Here is a 15,024-nt window from a genome sequence, read left to right as displayed (position 1 = left end):
GGCCCATCCATGAGCACCCGATCCGGGGGCACGCCCGCCATCGGCGCCGTCGTGACGGCGATGGTGACGCCGTTCACCGCCGACGGCGCGATGGACCTCGACGGTGCCCAGCGCCTGGCGCGCCACCTCGTCGAATCCGGAACCGACACCGTGCTGGTCAACGGCACGACCGGCGAGTCGCCCACGCTGCACGGCCAGGCGCCGTGGGAGTTGCTGGCCGCGGTCAAGGAGGCCGTCGGCAGCGACGGCACGGTGATGATCGGCACCGGTTCCAACGACACCGCGAAGACGGTCGCCACGACGATGCAGGCCACCGACGCCGGCGCCGACGCGGTCCTGGTCGTGACCCCGTACTACAACAAGCCCCAGCAGAACGGCCTGGTCGCGCACTTCCGCGCCGCCGCCGAGGCGACCGACCTGCCCGTCCTGCTCTACGACGTCCCGGGTCGCACCGCCCTGTCGCTGTCCGTGGCGACCGTGACCGAGTTGTCCGGCCTTCCCAACGTCGTGGGCGTCAAGGACGCGACGGGGGACATCGGCAAGGCCGCCGACGTGCGGCTGGCCACCCTCGACGCGCCCGGCGGCTTCGACCTGTGGTCGGGATCCGACGAGGTCAACCTGCCGATCCTCGCCGTCGGTGGCATCGGGGTCGTCTCGGTCAGCGCCCACCTCGCCGGCCCCGAGATCGCCGAGATGGTGCGCGTCTTCCCGACCGACCCGGCGCGCGCGCTCGAACTGCACCTGCGCTGCCAGCCGCTGCACCGGGCACTGTTCATCGAGTCCAGCCCTGCGCCCCTCAAGGGAGCGCTCAACCAGCTCGGCCTGCCCGCCGGTCCCGTTCGTGGGCCGCTGGCCGACGCGTCCGCGGAGACCGTCAAGGCGGTCCTGGGCGCCTACGAAGCGATCGAGGCCAAACGATGACCGATTCCTCCCCCGTGACCGTCAGCTTCCTCGGCGGCCTCGGCGAGATCGGCCGCAACATGGCCACCATCGAGGTGGACGGTCGAATCGCCGTCGTCGACGTCGGGGTGCTGTTCCCCGACGCCGAACACCTCGGGGTCGACCTGATCCTGCCCGACTGGAGCTCGGTGCGTGAGCGCGCCGACGACGTCGAGGCGGTGTTCCTCACGCACGGCCACCTCGACCACATCGGCGCGTTGCCCTACCTGCTGCGCGACCTGGACCGCGACGGGGTTCCCGTCTACGGCACGCAGCTCACCATCGCCTTCGCGCAGGCCGTCCTCGAGGAGTGGCCCGACCTGCCCGAACCGCGCTTCGAGGTGATCGAACCCGCCGAGACCATCGAGGAGGGGCCGTTCACCGTCGAGGCGATCCAGGTCAGCCACTCGATCCCGGACGGGGTCGCCTACGCGTTCCGGACCCCGCACGGGATCATCGTGCACACGGGGGACTTCAAGCTCGACCAGACCCCCATCGACAACCGGCCCACCGACATCGCCCACTTCGCCCGTCTGGGCGACGAGGGGGTGGACCTGCTGCTGGCCGACTCCACCGGCGCCGACATGCCGGGGCACGTCCCGACCGAACGCACCGTCGGCCGCAACGTCCGTGAGCACATCGCCGCCCAGAAGGACGGCCTGATCGTGGTCGCCTCGTTCGCCTCGCACGTGCACCGCATCCAGCAGGTCCTCGACGCCGCCGCCGAGGTGGGCCGCCGTCCGGTGTTCGTCGGACGGTCGATGGTGCGCAACATGGGCATCGCGAAGGAGCTGGCGTACCTCGACTTCGACGCCGACTCGGTGGTCGAGCTGGCCGAGGTTGACCGCTACGACCGCAGCGAGCTGATCGTCATCTCCACCGGGTCGCAGGGCGAGCCGTTCAGCGCGCTGTCGCTGATGGGCGCCGGCGACCACAAGCACCTGCGGGTGGGCGAGGGCGACCTGGTGATCCTCGCCAGCAGCCTGATCCCGGGCAACGAGCAGGCGGTCTACCGCTCGATCAACAACCTGTCACGACGCGGCTGCAAGGTGGTCCACAAGGGCCTCGCACCGGTGCACGTCTCCGGCCACGCCAGCCGCGAGGAACTCGTCCTGTTCCACAACGTCATCGAACCCGAGTACTTCGTGCCCGTCCACGGCGAACACCGCCACCTGCGCGCCCACGGCGAGATCGCGGAGTTGACGGGGGCACTGCCCGAGCACGTCCTGATCTGCGAGGACGGCGACACCGTCGTGCTCGAGGACGGCGTGGTCACCCGGGGAGAGCCCGTGCAGACCAGCCACGTCTACATCGACGGGCTGCTCGACGACGTCGGCCCGGCGCTGCTGCGTGACCGTCGGCGCATCGGCGAGGACGGCATCTGCGTCTGCGTCGTCACCGTCGACAGCCACGAGGGCGGACCCGTGGGGGACGTCGTCGTGACCCAGAAGGGCGTCGTCTTCCATGGCACCGAGGAGGACATCCTCGAGCAGGCGAAGAAGGCCGTCGACCGTGAGCTCGACAACATGACCGCGGTCAAGTTCGAGGATCCGCAGGTCGTCCAGCGCCACGTCGTCCAGGCGCTCGGCACGTTCTGGCGGGCCGAGACCGGACGCCGCCCCTTCATCCTGCCGGTGGTTCGCGAGGCGTGACCCCTGCCATCGCGGTCGATCAGGACTAGCGTGGCTCCTGGTCGACGGGGGTGACCGGAGGTCGGTCGCGGACATCGGGCGGGTCGTGGAGGCAGTTCGCCGTGCTGCGTGGCTGTTCGCCGCGGCACTGCTGCTGGGCGTCGCCGGTGCGTCCGCACCCGCCTTCCTGTCGGTCACCGGCACCTCGCTGCTGCACGACGAGCTCGACAAGCACGGCGACCGGGTCTCGGCGCTGTGGGTCGGTGTGAGCTCGACCAACCATCCCGACGCGGTGCGTTCCGCCGAGGGTGCGCTGCGCCGGGAGATCGGCCGTCACGGGCGCTCCGACATCCGCCGCACGGCCGTCGGCAACGGCGCCACGGTGGTCGTGGACGGTCGCCCCCGGCACGCCAACCTGGTCGCCACGGAGGGCGGCATGGAGGCGCTGGGCGCGTCGGTGGCAGCGCCGGGTGCGACCCGCGTGGCCATCACCGAGATGACCGCCGGCCAACTCGGCCTGGACGCGCCGCAGACGCTGACCCTGGTCGGGAGCCGCGCAGCGATCGAGGTGACCGTCGACGCCGTCGTGCCCGACTTCGACTACTTCGCGATGCCCGATGCGTGGCAACCGGTGGCCGGCCGCGTCGCGGACGACGAGAACATTCTCACGTCGGCACCGGCTCCGGCGGTGCTGACCGACCCCGAGACGCTGCTGGGCATGATCGCGGCGGTCGACCACGGCGCGCCTCCGCCACCGGTCGCGACGCGCGTGCCGATCCCGCCGACACCGCTCGACCCCGACGCCACCGCCGACGACGCGCAGGAGTCGCTGGCCGTCGCGGCGACCACCCTGTCGATGGTCTGGGACGTCGACGCAGGGGCGGTCGAGACGCTGGCGGACGCCCGCGCGACGCTGCCGCCGGTCGTCGAGCTCCACTCCCAGCTCGTCGACTGGAACACCGAGGTCGGCGCGGCGATGTTCGCCGCGACCTCCCGCGGCTGGGGTTCGTCCGGACCATCGGTCGGCGGGCAGCTCGTCCCCGCCGTCGAGCGGACCGAGACCTCGCTCGCGGTCCTCGCCCGACCCGTCCGGGGCCTCGGTCTCGCCGGTCAGCTCCTCGTCCTCGGGGTGGTCGGGGCCGCCGCCGCCCGTGCCTACCGGGGGCGACTCTCCCGCGCCAGCCTGCTCGCCGTCCGCGGCGTGTCACCACCGGCGGTCGCGGCCCGCGCGACGATCGGCGCGGCGCCGCCGTTCGTGGCCGGGATCACCGCGGGCTGGGCCCTCGGTCGCTCCATGCCCGTCCTGCTGGGGCTCGGCGCCGGCGTCGGGCACGACGTCGGCGAGGCGTTCCGACGGGACGCGCCGCTGGCCCTCGCCTTCGCGCTGTTCGTGGTCGCCGTCGTGGTGGGCGTGACCGCGGCCGTGCGCGCCCAGCCGACGACCGGCGAGCGTCGTGTGCCGCCCGTCGTCGAGGTCGCGTCGCTCGCCCTGGTGGCGGCGGCGTGGTGGGGACGAGGCTCCGGCCGGCCGGTCCTGGAGCGCGGCGACGGGACCGCCGATGTCGACGTGGTCGCCCTCGCACTGCCGTTGCTGCTGGTCGTCGCTGCGGCCGCGATCGGGGCGCGGCTGCTGCGCTGGGCGCTGGCGGGCGTCACGGGCGTGGCCGACCGCGCCGAGTCGGCCTGGCGGTGGCGCGGCGGCGTGTACCTGGCGTTCCGTCGCCTGCGACAGCTGTCACCGGTGACCACCCTGCTCGTCTTCGTCACGGCCTCGGGCGTCGGGCTGCTGGTGGCGGGCGGCGTCCTGGCCGCGTCCTCCGAGGCGACGATCCGCGAGAAGGCGGGCATCACCGTCGGCGGCGACGCCCGGCTGACCGTGCCGCGCGGCGTGCTCAACAGCGCCGACGCCATGACCTCGTACGGCAGCCTGCCGGTGCCGACCACCCAGGTGCGCCGCATCGGTGACGGTCTGCTCGACGACCGCCGGGAGGTCGACGTGCTCACCGTCGATCCCCAGGGGTTCGCGGCCGTGGCCCACCAGCCCGCCAGCCTGGGTGAGGACCTCGACGACCTGCTCGCCGACCTCGCCCCTGCGGCCGGCGACGGACAGGCCGTCGAGGTGATCGCGGTCGGCACCGGGATCCGCAATGGGATGGTGCTGCACCTGCCGGGGCTCGAGTTGCCGGTGCGGGTCGTCCGCCGCGTCGCCGCGTTCCCCGGGATCACCGGGCAGCGACCGGCGGTCGTGCTCGCCCATGGTGGCGTCCTGGATCCCGACGACGTCGTCATGCGTGCCCGACTCCTGCCGATCACCCGGACGGAGCTGTGGCTGGGCGCGGGGGACGGCGGCGTCCCTGCGTTGCGCGACGAGCTGGAGCGGGCCGGTTTTCGTGACGAGTTGCTCTGGGCGGAGGACTTCCTGACCGCGCCGACGGTCGCGCCCGTGCGTGCCACGTTCACGTTCGTCCGTGGGCAGGCCGCCGTGCTCGCGGCACTCGGCCTCACCGCTCTGCTCGCCCACCACCTCGCACTGGCACGCGAGCGGGCCCTCTCGGCCGCGCTGGTCGGGCGCATGGGCCTGCCGCGCCGGTCGCTGTCCGCCGCGGACGCGGTCGAGTCGGCGGTCCTGGTGGCCGCGAGTGCCCTGATCGGGACGGGTGCCGGCCTGCTGGCGGCCAGGCTGGTCGTCGCCGACTACGACCCGATGCCGGACCTGCCGCTGCCGATGGTCGTGCGCGTGCCGTTGGGTTCCCTGTGGCCGCTGCTGGTGCTCGCCGCGATCGCGGTCGCCGCGACCGTGCTGCTCGCCCACCGTGCGACCCGTGCCGCCGACGTCGCCGCGATGCTCCGGGAGGCCGCCTGATGGCCGGCCGCAGCGGCTCCCCGGTGGGACTCGCCACGGCCGCGGCCGCTGCGGTGCTGGCCCTCGCCGCCGCCGTCGTCGAGCCCTACCTCGCAGCTGCCGGTGACGCGGCCACGGCGAACGAGCTGGCGAGGCTCACCCCCGGGCAGGCCGGCCTCACGGTGACCGCGACCGGCCGCTTCTCCGCCGAGGCCGCCGCCGAGGTGGGCGAGCAGATCGCCGGCACGACCGGCATCGATCCCGTCGGCACGACCGTCCGCGCCGACCCCGCCACGCTGATCCACGACGGTGCCGAGCAGCGCATGCGACTGGTCGGTCAGGCGGGTGCCGACCTCCTCCTCGACGTCCTCGAGGGCGACCCGGCGGTCGGCCTCGCCGTGCCGGAACCGCTGGCGGACGACCTCGCGCTGCGCCCCGGTGACCGCGTCACCCTGCAGCGCGGTTCCGCGACCGTCGATCACCGCATCGGTGCGATCTACCGTGCGCTCGACCCCGAGACGGCGCCACCGGGCCTGGGCGACCTCGCCATGGCCACGGTCGCGACAGGCCGGTCGACGCGTCCCCTCGACCTGGTGTTCGCCGCACCCGACGTGGTCCTCGACAGCATGGTCGACCTGCGGGGCGGCGCCGCCGTGTCGTGGCGGGTGCCCGTGCCGCCGGACCTGACCGGCCGGTCGCACGCCGCCGAGGTCCGCTCGGGCCTTCAGGACGTCGCGGCGGCCGTCACCGACCCACGCACGCGCATCGGGCAGACCATCGAGAACACGGCGGGTCGCCACGTCGAGGCGGCGATCGGGCTCACCACCGTCCTGGACGAGGCGGACCGGGCCGTGTCGGCCGTCGCCGCGCCGGCCCGGATCGCCGGCTTCGCCGGCCAGGCGGTCGCCCTGGTCGTCGTCGGGATGACCGCCCTGTTCGCCGCCCGCCAGCGGGCCACCGAACTGCGGCTCGAGAACGTACGTGGCCGGTCGCTGCCCCTGCAGGGCCTGCGCGCCGCCACGCGAGCACTGCCGGCGCTCCTGGCCGGGACGGTCGTCGGCTGGGCCGCCGCGGTCGGCACGATCGCGTTGGCCAACGCGCCACGCGGCGTCCCGCCGCCGGTCGCCACCGGGGCCGTCGGCGCGGCACTGGCGACGGTGCCGGCCGCGCTGCTGGTCGTCGGGGTGACGACGGCCGTGGTCGCCGGTCTCACCGTCCGGGTCGGCCGGGTCGTCCGGGTCCGTCGCCTGCGCCGGTTCCCCTGGGAGCTGGCGGCGCTCGGCCTCGCCGGCGTCGCGTTCCTGCAGCTGCGTTCGGCCGGGGGGCTGCGGTCGGTCGGCGGCGTCGACGGCCTCAGCCCGCTCGTGCTCGCCTTCCCGTTGCTCCTGCTGGTCGGGACCGTGGGGCTCGCGATCCGGGTACTCGGGCGGATGCTGCCGCGCCTGCGACGGATCGGCGGCGAGGCGGGCGCCGCATCCTTCCTCGCCATCCGTCGGCTGGCGGCCGCCCGTGGCGCCGGACTGCTGCTCACGGGCGCGGCGGCAACGGCGCTCGGGCTGGTCGTCTACACCGCGGCCCTCTCGAGTTCCCTGCGGGTGGCCGTCGAGGAGAAGGCGATCGTGCAGCTCGGCGCCGCCGCCGTGGCGCCGCTCGGCGAGAACGGCGTGGTCGAGGGCACCACCACCGTGCTGCGCAACCGGGGGCGGCTCGGACCGGCGGGCCAGGCCGTCGACGTGCTCCTCGTCGACGCCGACACCTTCGCCGACGTCGCCTTCTGGCGTACCGAACTCGTGGGTGCGCCGCTCTCGGGGTTGATGGCCGGGCTCGACCGGACGACCGGCGACCGGCTGCCGGTCCTGCTCGCCGGTGGGATCGAGGGTGCCCCGAGCGTGCTGGACGTCCCCGGTTTCCTGGCACCGCTCGAGGTCGTCGCCCGACCGGCCACGCTGCCGGGCCAGTCGTCGGGCCGCCCCCTCGTCGTCGCCGACCTCGGGGCGGCCGATGCGATCGCTGCCGATGCCGGTCGGGGGGCCGACTGGCGCGACCGCTGGCGCGGCGAGCGCTGGGCCGCTGGCGCCGACGCGACGACGATCCTCGTCGCGGCCGGCGCGGACCCCGACGAGGTCGCCAGCGCCGCCGACGTCGCCGGTCGCGCGCGGTTGGTCGCGGTGGCGTGGGCACTCGGGGCACTGCAGGCGCTGGCGATCCTCGCGACGGTGCTCGCGCTGCTCGGAGTGCTGCTCTTCGTGGCCGTCCGGCAGCGTGACCTGCAGGTCTCCTACGCGCTGTCGCGACGCATGGGCCTGCGGCCCTCGACACACGCGGTGGCGCTGCTCTACGAGGTGCTGGCCCTGCTCGCGCTCGCCCTGGCGCTCGCGACCGCGCTCGGCATGCTGGCCGCGGCGGCCGTCACGGGCGGGATCGACCCGCTTCCCGACCTGTTGCCCGCGCCCCGTGTGGTCGTGCCACTCGGGGCGTTGGGCGGCGTGCTGGTCGCGCTCGTGGTGGCCGGCGGGCTCGGAGCCGTCACACTGCAGCGTGCCGCGGATCGCGCCGACGTCGCGGAGGTGTTGCGTGGTGCATGAGACGATGGCCGCCGAGTGTGCGGGGGTGGTACGGATCTACTCGATCGCGAGTGGTGAGGTCCATGCCCTGCGGGGCGTCGACGCGCACTTCCCGCGCCGCGCCATCTCGGCCGTCGTCGGGCCGTCGGGCAGCGGCAAGTCGTCGCTGCTGCGCATCCTCGCGGCACTGGACCGGCCCAGCGCGGGCACCGTGCGTCTGGGAGGCGAGCCGATCGACCAGCTCTCCGGCCGGGCGCTGCGCCGACTGCGCCGCCGCAGGGTCGGCTACATGTTCCAGCGCCCCTCGGACAACCTGCTGCCCGGCGTCGCCGCGGTGGAGCAGGTCGCCGAGGCCGGCCGGTTGCGGGGCCTGTCGAGGACGGACGCCCGCTCGCAGGCCGGCATGCTGCTCGGCGACCTCGGTCTCGCCGAGCGGCGCGACCACCGCCCGGCCGAGCTCTCGGGTGGCCAGCAGCAGCGTGTCGCCCTCGCGCAGGCCGTGATCGGCGAACCGGCCCTGGTCATCGCCGACGAGCCGACCGCCGAACTCGACTCCGGTTCGGCCGCCCTGCTACTCGACCAGATGCGGCTGCTGGCCGACCGGGGCGTCGCGATCGTGCTGTCCACCCACGACCCACGCGTCGTCGCGGCCGCCGAACGGACCCTGTCGCTGCACCGAGGCGCGGTCGCGTCCGAGACGACCGATGCGGGCGTGCTGGCCGTCATCGACGAGTCGGGTCGCGTGCAGATTCCTCCCGGCGAACTGGTCCACTTCCCGGATCGCCGCGCCGTGCTGACCGTCGAACCCGACGGCATCCGCATCCGCCCGCCCGGGAGGAATCCATGAGCGGCAGGTCGCTGCTCGTCGCGACGGGTCTCGGCAGGACCTACCGCCGTGGTGCCGAGGACGTCACCGCCCTCGCCGACGTGTCGTTCACGATCGAGGCGGGGGAATTGGTCGTGATCACCGGCCCCTCCGGATCGGGGAAGACGACGCTGCTCAACGTCCTCGCCGGCTGGGAGACCCCGGACACGGGCACGCTCGAGTGGGCCGACCACGGCAGCGCCGGCGCGCCCGGCTGGGACCGGCTGGCCATCGCGCCACAGCGGCTCGGGCTACTGCCGGAGCTGACCATCGGCGAGAACGTCGAGTTGCCGCTGCGGCTGGGTGGCGACCACGACCGTGCGGGGCGACGGCAGCGCCTCGAGACGGCACTCGAAGCGTTCGGCATCGACCACCTGGTGCACCGGATGCCACCGGAGGTCTCACTCGGCGAACAGCAGCGGACCGCGCTGGCGAGGGCGCTGGTCGGGGTGCCTCGACTGCTGCTCGCCGACGAGCCGACCGGTCACCAGGACGCGGCGTGGGCGTCGGGGGTGATGGATGGACTGCGCAAGGCGGCCGCGGCCGGCAGTGCGGTGTTGATCGCCACCCACGACGAGGAGATCATCTCGCAGGCGCCGCGGCGGCTGCAGCTACGCGACGGGCGTCTGGTCTGAGGAGCCCGACGCCTCGTCCGCCCGGTCGAGGAGCCGTTCGACGGCCTGTCGCAGGGCCAGCGAGCGTTCGGCGTCGGCGTCCGACGGCGGCTGGCGGGCGAAGCGGGCACGGGAGGTCAGCGCGGCCAACTCGGCGTGCGCCTCACCGAGGGTGACCCGCCGAGCGTGTTCGAGCGGGGTCTCCCACCGCTCGCGTGCGCGGACGTGACCCTCGCCCTCGCGCGCCAGCGCCCGCTCGACCCGCAGGTAGTCGTAGATCACCGCCTGGCGCGGATCACGCGGACGGGGGAGGAACCGCTGCAGTGCCTGACGCCAGCCTCGCTGCCGGCCACGCTCGACGTCCTCGCCGCTCCAGGCCGAGACGTCGTCGTCCTCGGTCGCCAGGCCGAAAACGCCCCGTACCAGTTGCCGCAGGCGTGCCAGGAGGGTGCGCCAGTGCCCCGGTCGGAACACCATCCAGGCGATCAGCCCGAGGACGACCACCACCACCCACCACGGTGGGTTCGGAACGTCGGCGAACACGTTGCGGACCGGTCCGCGGGAACCGGTGCCGTCGGCGTCGTCGTCCGACTCGACGTGGCGGCCGGCACCGACCACGCCGTCACGCGCACCGGTGCGCTGGCGGAAGTCCCAGTCGAACGCCTCGCCGACCCATTCACTGGGCCGGCCGCGACCCTCCATGGCCGCCGGCGGCAGGGCGACGACCGCGACCGTGCCGAGCACGACGACGGCGCCCAACGCCGCGGCTGCCGTGCCAGGTACGAGCCGGCGGGGTCCGCCTCGCAGCACGGCGCGTTCGCTGTCGGGGCCGCGCAGCATGGTGCGCAGTTCGGCCAGGACGAACAGGGCGGCGAGCGGTCCCGCCACGATGCAGGCGAGTACCCAGGGCACGCGACCGGCGGGGGACGCCGCCAGCAGCAGCAACAGGGTCGTGCTGGCGAACCACACCTGCAGCGCCGTGACTTCGCGTGCCCGGTCGGCGTTGGCCGTCCGCGAACCGACGATCGCGGCCGCCACGCGCGTGCTGATGACCTGCGTGGCGCCGAGGGCGAACACCAGCAGCACCAGCGGAACCAGCAGACGTGCGGAGGCCAGCGCCTCGTCGCCGTCCCGGTAGGCGGTCCAGGCGGCGGTCGGGCTCGGGTGGGCGAACCGCAGGGCGAACGCGATCAGCAGCAGCCCGGCGAATCTGGCCCCGAGGCGCCGCAGGTCCAACCGACGCGCGTCGGGCACGAGCACGATCCCGACGACCACCGTGAGTGCGGTGGCGACGAAGGTCACCACGCGGGGAAACCCGGCCACCCGGCTGGCCGCGGTCTCGACGACCACGGCAGCCAGTGGCAGCACCAGCGCCAGCGTCAGGCCGAGCGCGTGCCGCTGGCCATCGGCAGCCTCGAGGGCGCGGTCCTCGGAGGTGGTGGCGGTCACAGCGTCAACCTCGCCAGCGGGACGTCGCTCGGCACGGTCAGCCGGGGGGCGCCCCCGGTGGGCGGGACGCGGGACTGCAGGACGTCCGTGCGCCCGACCTGGATGACGACCGGCGCCAGGCCCCGTCGGCGGAGCAGTCGCAGCGCCGCGGCGAGTTCGGTGCCCGGTCGTCCGGTGACGACGGCGACCGTCGTGCCGGGCTGGTGACGACGGACGTCACGGCCCACGAGATCGGCCAGCAGCAGTCCGGGGTGCAGTCGTGCGACGGCCAGGTGGGTCAACATGGCGTCGAGGTGGGGGCGTGCGCCGCCGACCCGGAACCGCGCCGCGTGCGGGTCGTGGCCGGGCGCGCCCGGCCAGGAGGTCAGCAGGCCGGCCGGTTGACGCAGCCGCAGGATCGCGTCCGCCAGCAGCGACGCGGCCACGACCATGCCGACCTCGGGGGCGTGCTCGTGGCGCTCCCACCCGTCGTGGTCGAGGTCGACGACCACCAGCAGGTCCCGCGCCCACGCCCGCTCCGTCTCCCGGCGGACCAGCGTCCCGGTAGCGGCGGTCGCCGGCCAGTGGATGGCGCGCAGCGGGTCGCCCGGTTCGTAGGGGCGGATGCCGACGATGGCGGTCGGGTCCGTCAACAGCGACCGCTGGTCGGGCACCTCGGCCAGCGGGGACGCCGCGGGCAGTTGCAGACGCCGGACCGGGAGGACGACGGGGAGCACGATGACCGGCTCCGCGGCAGGCGGCACGCGGGTGTCGACCTCGTGGATCCCGAACGGGTCGCTGACGCGTACGGGCAGTGGAGCGGGCTGCCACCGGCCGCGGTTGAACGCGGTGACCGGGCTGCTCCTGCGCACCGTGCTGCGAGCCGGCACGGCCAGCTCGAACGACAACTCCGACGGCGACAACCCGCCAGGTGGCAGCTGCACGTCGACGCGCACCCGCGTCGCGGGCAGGCGGCTGCGGTTGGTGGCGACCAGCACGAGGTCGGCGTCCTCGCCGCGGACCAGCCGCGCCGGCAGCACGATCTCGACCCGCACCGCACGACGCAGCACCGCGGCCCAGCCGGTACTTCCCACCGACAGCAGCGCCGCGCCGATCGCCAGTCCCCACCCGGCGGGGGAGGGCAGGACGAGGGCGAACAGCAGGGCGGCCAGGCTCGCGGGCCAGATCCAGCGCGCCACGCTCAGCGGTCCAGTTGCACCGGCACACGCGTCCCCGCCAGCACCTCGGCGACCAGCGTGTCCGGGTCGCGCCCGTGCACGCCCGCGTCCTCGTGCAGGACCAGCCGGTGGGCGAGCAGCGGCACGGCGAGGCGCTTGACGTCGTCGGGAAGGACGTGGTCACGGCCGGCGACGGCGGCGGTCGCCCGGGCGGCCTGCTCGAGCATCAGCACCGCGCGCACCGAGGGGCCGACGGCGATCTCCTCGTGGCCGCGCAGGCCATCGACGAGGTCCAGCACATAGTCCTCGACACTGGGATCGACGTGGACGCGCCCGACCTCGTCCCAGAGTCCGGGCAGCGCGTCCATCGCGGCGACGACGGGCGACAGGTGCTCCAGGGGTTCGGCGCCCCGCCGGCCGCGCAGGATGTCACGGTGGGCGTCGCGGGTCGGGTAGCCGAAGGAGACCCGCAGGAGGAACCGGTCCATCTGCGCTTCCGGCAGCGGGAACGTGCCGGCCTGCTCGACGGGGTTCTGGGTCGCGATGACGGTGAACTCGCGACCGAGCGGGTGGGATTCGCCATCGACGGTGACCTGGCGCTCCGCCATGGCCTCGAGCAGGGCGGCCTGGGTGCGCGGCGTGGCGCGGTTGATCTCGTCGACCAGCAGCAGCGACCGGAACACCGGCCCCCTGCGGAACCGGAACTCGCCCGTCGCCTGGTCGTAGACGTTGACCCCGGTCACCTCGGTGGGCAACAGGTCCGGGGTGCACTGCAGGCGCCCGAACGGCAGTCCGGTCACCGCGGCGAGCGCGCGGACGGCCGAGGTCTTGCCGGTACCGGGGACGTCCTCGACCAGCACGTGCCCGCCGGCGAGCATGCCGATCACGACCAGTTCGAGTTGGTCGTCGAGGCCGACGACGGCCGTGCCGGCCGCGTCGAGGACGGAGCGGGCGAACGCAGAGGCGGAGAGCGTGTCCATGGCCGCGGAGCGTACGGGGTTCGCGTCGCCGTCGGCGCCATCGCCGTCACACGTCGGTGCGCTCGGCGTACACGATGACGTTGTCGCGGTAGCTGCGGGCGTCGCGGTCGAAGTCGCCCCCGCAGGTGATCAGGCGCAGCTCCGGACCCGGCGTCCCGGCATAGACCCGTTCGGTGGGGAAGTCGTCCTTGGGGTGCCGCTCGAGTTCGCGGACCGTGAACGTGACGATCTCGCCCTGCTCGCCGTGCACCTGGATCTCGTCTCCGGCGGTCAGCTCGCGCAACCGATGGAAGACGGCGGGGCCGTTGCGGTCGTCGACGTGGCCGGCGATGACGGCCGGTCCGACCCGTCCCGGGCGCGGTCCATGGCGGAACCAGCCCGTCTGCGCGAAGTCGGTCGGTACCTCCATCTCGCCGTTGGCCTCGAGGCCGAGCTCGACGACGTCGGCGTCGACGCCGATGGCCGGGATGACGACGCGGACGGGGTCGATGCCGTTGGGATGGGTGGCCGCGCGCTCCGGGTCGGTGTCGTCGGCGTGGCCGGCGTGGTCGGTGTGGGCGTCGTGCCCGCCATGGTCGTGCAGGGAGGCGAGCCGCTGCGGGTCCATGGCGCGCAGCTGCGCGATGGTCCGTTCGGTGACCGAGCCCGCGACCTCGACGGCGTCGGCGTCGCTCCCGGACAACCCGTCGAGGAACGCCTCGTGCTCCTCCATGGTGTGATGGTCGTGGGCATCGCCCGTCGCGACGGTGTCACCCGCGAGGGCCCCATCGGGTGCGGCGGTACCGGGTTCGCCCGTGCCGCACGCCGTCAGCAGCAGCGCGGCGGGAAGGGAGGCGGCGAGCCGCCGTGGGAACCGGAACACGGGGAGTCCTTCCTCGATGGTGGGACGGTGGCCGGGTGCCCGGCCGGCTCCCTGGTGCGCGATGGAGCCGACCGGACACCGGAGTGGGTCAGCTCGTCTCGCCACGACGGCGACGGAGCGCGACGACGCCCAGCGCACCGAGGCCGGCGGCCCCCGCCAGGGCGGACGAGGCCGCGTTGTCGTTGGTCGCGGCGCCACCGGCACCGGTCGCGACCCCACCGGCGGCCATGGCGGTGATCTGACCACAGGCGGCCGGCGCGGTTGCCTCGATGTCGAGTTCGGGGTCCAGCGAGCTCGGGATCCCGCGGTCACCGATCTCGCCGGAGCCGTTGAGGTCGGTCGCGTGCACCACGACGTGCAGGGTGCTGAGGTTGTCCGCGACCTCCTGCGGCAGCTCGATGGTGCGGTGGTAGTCGAGGGTCCCCGAGGTCGGGAAGCGGTCGACGGCGAGCGCGCTCTCGGGGCTGGTGTCACCCTCGGTGGTCAGCGACACGGTCACGCCACCGTAGGACGGGACGCCCTCGACGACGCTGAGGATGCCGTCGCCGTCCTCGTCGGCCTCGTCGAAGCCGGCGTCACCCGGGTTCAGCGGGCCACAGACGTTGTCGCCGCCCGGCTCACCGTGGAAGTGGATCGCGTGCGGGAAGCCGTCGAAGAAGTTCCGACCCTGGATGCTGACGTCGGCGGTGGTGCCGTCGAGTTCGATCGTGACGGTGCCGCTGGCGCCGGAGTCGTTGGCCTGCGTCAGATTGGCGGAGTAGGTGTGAGGGGTCTGGGCGAACGCAGCAGTCGCGGGCAACGCGAGTACTGCGCCGGATACGGCGATCGTGGTCAACATGCGGCGCACCATGAGCTCCTTGGGTCGGGTTGTCGGCTCGTGCAGCAGTGGTTCGCCGGGCCCGCGTCCGGGGTTGTGTCGTGGTCGCCCGACGACGACGGACGGGGTGCAGCCGCGCGGCCAGCAATCCGGTCGGGTGTCCGCAGCGGACGCGAGTCCGTGCGCCCGCCGTCGAACGTGTAGTTCCAGGCGTGTCTTTGCCCGTTATCCTGGGATCGCCGAGCCGACCAGGCGCTCGGGCGCGTGCACGCGCGCGACGAGTCCGACGTGCCAGGGGAACGAG

The 15,024-nt window shown here is 74.0% G+C and carries 11 protein-coding genes; 6 read left to right on the top strand and 5 right to left on the bottom strand.

Annotation, left to right across the window (positions count from 1 at the left end):
* Positions 1 to 9 precede the first annotated feature (9 nt).
* The 6 genes from dapA to ACERMF_RS04980 all read left to right on the top strand — a co-directional run bounded on the left by dapA (position 10) and on the right by ACERMF_RS04980 (position 9,476).
* Positions 10 to 921: a 4-hydroxy-tetrahydrodipicolinate synthase gene (dapA, locus tag ACERMF_RS05005; RefSeq protein ID WP_373667935.1), complete on the top strand. Its 912-nt coding sequence runs from the start codon at positions 10 to 12 to the stop codon at positions 919 to 921.
* Complete coding sequence (locus tag ACERMF_RS05000; RefSeq protein ID WP_373667933.1) at positions 918 to 2,591, top strand: ribonuclease J; 1,674 nt, start codon at positions 918 to 920, stop codon at positions 2,589 to 2,591. Before dapA ends, ACERMF_RS05000 begins: the two co-directional genes overlap by 4 nt.
* Positions 2,592 to 2,676: 85 nt before the next feature.
* Positions 2,677 to 5,433: a hypothetical protein gene (locus tag ACERMF_RS04995; protein ID WP_373667932.1), complete on the top strand. Its 2,757-nt coding sequence runs from the start codon at positions 2,677 to 2,679 to the stop codon at positions 5,431 to 5,433.
* On the top strand, positions 5,433 to 7,997 hold the full coding sequence (locus ACERMF_RS04990) for a hypothetical protein (protein WP_373667931.1): 2,565 nt from the start codon (positions 5,433 to 5,435) through the stop codon (positions 7,995 to 7,997). The genes ACERMF_RS04995 and ACERMF_RS04990 overlap by 1 nt, the downstream gene beginning before the upstream one ends.
* A complete protein-coding gene (locus ACERMF_RS04985; RefSeq protein ID WP_373667930.1) occupies positions 7,987 to 8,823 on the top strand; it encodes an ABC transporter ATP-binding protein in 837 nt (278 codons plus the stop codon). The genes ACERMF_RS04990 and ACERMF_RS04985 overlap by 11 nt, the downstream gene beginning before the upstream one ends.
* Entirely contained in the window at positions 8,820 to 9,476 is a 657-nt protein-coding gene (locus ACERMF_RS04980; RefSeq protein ID WP_373667929.1) for an ABC transporter ATP-binding protein, read from the top strand. Before ACERMF_RS04985 ends, ACERMF_RS04980 begins: the two co-directional genes overlap by 4 nt.
* Here ACERMF_RS04980 and ACERMF_RS04975 read toward each other — a convergent pair.
* From ACERMF_RS04975 to ACERMF_RS04955, 5 genes are all read right to left on the bottom strand, one after another.
* A complete protein-coding gene (locus tag ACERMF_RS04975; RefSeq protein WP_373667928.1) occupies positions 9,453 to 10,904 on the bottom strand; it encodes a DUF4129 domain-containing protein in 1,452 nt (483 codons plus the stop codon). The two genes, ACERMF_RS04980 and ACERMF_RS04975, sit on opposite strands and share 24 nt — an antisense overlap.
* A complete protein-coding gene (locus ACERMF_RS04970) occupies positions 10,901 to 12,082 on the bottom strand; it encodes a DUF58 domain-containing protein (protein WP_373667927.1) in 1,182 nt (393 codons plus the stop codon). Before ACERMF_RS04970 ends, ACERMF_RS04975 begins: the two co-directional genes overlap by 4 nt.
* Before the next feature lie 2 nt (positions 12,083 to 12,084).
* On the bottom strand, positions 12,085 to 13,041 hold the full coding sequence (locus ACERMF_RS04965) for an AAA family ATPase (protein ID WP_373667926.1): 957 nt from the start codon (positions 13,039 to 13,041) through the stop codon (positions 12,085 to 12,087).
* 46 nt (positions 13,042 to 13,087) lie between these two features.
* Entirely contained in the window at positions 13,088 to 13,903 is an 816-nt protein-coding gene (locus tag ACERMF_RS04960) for a class F sortase (RefSeq protein WP_373667925.1), read from the bottom strand.
* Positions 13,904 to 13,991: 88 nt separating this feature from the next.
* Complete coding sequence (locus tag ACERMF_RS04955) at positions 13,992 to 14,741, bottom strand: hypothetical protein (protein WP_373668369.1); 750 nt, start codon at positions 14,739 to 14,741, stop codon at positions 13,992 to 13,994.
* Positions 14,742 to 15,024: the final 283 nt, after the last annotated feature.

It is taken from the genome of Egicoccus sp. AB-alg6-2, from assembly GCF_041821025.1.
Classification (GTDB): Bacteria; Actinomycetota; Nitriliruptoria; order Nitriliruptorales; family Nitriliruptoraceae; genus Egicoccus.
The sequence above is the reverse complement of the archived record's forward strand: the minus strand, read 5'-3'. Positions and strand labels throughout refer to the sequence as shown.

What these genes read in the sequence shown, in the direction of transcription:
- ACERMF_RS04965 (WP_373667926.1), bottom strand. Translation starts at nt 13,041, where the DNA reads ATGGACACGCTCTCCGCCTCTGCGTTCGCCCGCTCCGTCCTCGACGCG.
- dapA (WP_373667935.1), top strand. Translation starts at nt 10, where the DNA reads ATGAGCACCCGATCCGGGGGCACGCCCGCCATCGGCGCCGTCGTGACG.
- ACERMF_RS04990 (WP_373667931.1), top strand. Translation starts at nt 5,433, where the DNA reads ATGGCCGGCCGCAGCGGCTCCCCGGTGGGACTCGCCACGGCCGCGGCC.
- ACERMF_RS05000 (WP_373667933.1), top strand. Translation starts at nt 918, where the DNA reads ATGACCGATTCCTCCCCCGTGACCGTCAGCTTCCTCGGCGGCCTCGGC.
- ACERMF_RS04980 (WP_373667929.1), top strand. Translation starts at nt 8,820, where the DNA reads ATGAGCGGCAGGTCGCTGCTCGTCGCGACGGGTCTCGGCAGGACCTAC.
- ACERMF_RS04955 (WP_373668369.1), bottom strand. Translation starts at nt 14,741, where the DNA reads ATGTTGACCACGATCGCCGTATCCGGCGCAGTACTCGCGTTGCCCGCG.